The sequence below is a fragment of the Pseudactinotalea sp. genome, assembly GCF_048594945.1.
Classification (GTDB): domain Bacteria; phylum Actinomycetota; class Actinomycetes; order Actinomycetales; family Beutenbergiaceae; genus Pseudactinotalea.
The window spans coordinates 1-1681 of sequence record NZ_JBMDXJ010000271.1 but is presented as its reverse complement, the minus strand read 5'-3'; the positions used below and the strand labels follow the sequence as shown (position 1 = coordinate 1681).

Annotated in this window: 2 protein-coding genes and 2 tRNA genes; 1 reads left to right on the top strand and 3 read right to left on the bottom strand. The window is 67.8% G+C overall.

The features are described from left to right. Positions 1–59 precede the first annotated feature (59 nt). A tRNA-Pro gene (locus tag ACOJSN_RS11760) sits at positions 60–133 on the bottom strand. A gap of 70 nt (positions 134–203) precedes the next feature. On the opposite strand from ACOJSN_RS11760, the gene ACOJSN_RS11755 reads away from it, so the two are divergent. Next, positions 204–274: transfer RNA gene (locus ACOJSN_RS11755), tRNA-Gly, on the top strand. Positions 275–986: 712 nt separating this feature from the next. Here the strand turns inward: ACOJSN_RS11755 and rpmF are convergent. Next, complete coding sequence (gene rpmF / locus ACOJSN_RS11750; protein ID WP_420112686.1) at positions 987–1157, bottom strand: 50S ribosomal protein L32; 171 nt, start codon at positions 1155–1157, stop codon at positions 987–989. Positions 1158–1196: 39 nt separating this feature from the next. Further along, positions 1197–1457, bottom strand: a complete 261-nt coding sequence (locus ACOJSN_RS11745) for a type B 50S ribosomal protein L31 (protein WP_420112685.1) — start codon at positions 1455–1457, stop codon at positions 1197–1199. Between the last annotated feature and the right edge of the window lie 224 nt (positions 1458–1681).

Below are 1681 nucleotides of genomic sequence, written 5' to 3'. Positions count from 1 at the left end.
CGGCATCCGTCATCCGACGGCGTCCGATCCGCACGGCTTCGCCGCGCGGTCGGACAGCGTCGGGATGACAGGATTTGAACCTGCGACCTTCCGCTCCCAAAGCGGACGCGCTACCAACCTGCGCCACATCCCGTTGTCGCGCGACCACTCTAGGCCGCACAGAACCACCCGCCGGAACCTGTACCCTTCAGAGGCACAAACCCGCGGGTGTAGCTCAATGGTAGAGCCTCTGCCTTCCAAGCAGATGGTGCGAGTTCGATTCTCGTCACCCGCTCCGACGAAAGGGCCGCCGGACTTGTCCGAGCGGCCCTTCGGCGTGTTCGGGTGCCGAGTATCGGGCGGAGGAGCGCGCGGCGACGAACGAGCCGGTCGCGACGACGGCTCCCCTCGCCCGCTTCCCAGCGTTATCGCAGGTCAGAGGCACAATCCGCACTCCGCAGCACCCCTGCCGACGACCCGCACACACCGGCCGCGTGACCTTACGTGACCTCGGGCCGACTCATGCGCTGGCTTCCCACGACACGCGTGACTGGCGTGCCGTTTCGGCATCTCTGTCACGCCGACGGCCACCGTGGCGTGACTGCCGTGCCGATGTGGCAGCTGAGTCACGTCGACGCGAGCCTCAGCCGGGCTGTGGGCGAGGCCGAGCGTTGCGGAAGTGACACCGACGGCACGTGGCTCCCGGTCTGTGGGCGGTTGGCGTTGAGAAACTGACATCACGGCACGTCAGCCCCGGCAGGCGCGTGGCGACGCCAACAGCCGCTGCCTTCGACCCACGGACCGGTCAGGAAGGCCGCATGACCGCAGGACAGCGGCTGCGAAGTACGTGCTGACGCCTCCGAAGTCGTGGCCGCGTGGAACCGGTCGATGCGCGTCCCCCGCGACACCAACTCCGACCCCTCCCGGCCGTCACGATGCGGACGGCAGCGGGCATGACGAAGGCCGCTCCGGCGAACCGGAGCGGCCTGTCGATCCTGCGGAGAGGCTCAGTCCTCGGGGACGACGAGCCCGCGCTCGACGGCCTTGGCGAGGCGGCGGGGAACGCGAACCTCACGACCGCCCACGCGGACGGGAACGAGCTCGGTCACCTGCGCCTTCCACTGCGAACGGCGGTGGCGGGTGTTGCTGCGCGAGAGCTTGCGCTTGGGGACAGCCATCTCGGTCTCCTAGGTCTGGTTCTGATGCGCGGCAGGCCGTCAGGCCTTCGCGTCATCCTTGGTGGCGTAGCGGCGGCGGAACTTCTCCACACGACCGGCGGTGTCGAGGATCTTCTGCTTGCCCGTGTAGAACGGGTGCGAGGCCGAGGAGATGTCGACGTCGACCACCGGGTAGGTGTTGCCGTCCTCCCACTCGACCGTCTGCGTGGAGGTCAGCGTGGACCGCGTCAGGATCGAGAAGTCCGCGGAGATGTCGCGGAACACGACCGGCGCGTACTCCGGGTGGATGTCCTTCTTCATGACTGTCGCTTCCTTGTTCGTGACGGGACGGCACACGTCGACGCCGTGATTCCCGAGGCAGCGCATTCACCTCGGGTTCGAGGGCGCGCCAGGTGCAGCCCTGCGGCTGCAACCGGACGATCATACCCGCAATCAGGCCCGGCTCGCACCTCCGGCCACAGCGGTCTAGGACACACTACGGTGACGCGATGATCGAGGACCACCCCTGGGTCGGTCTGCTCATC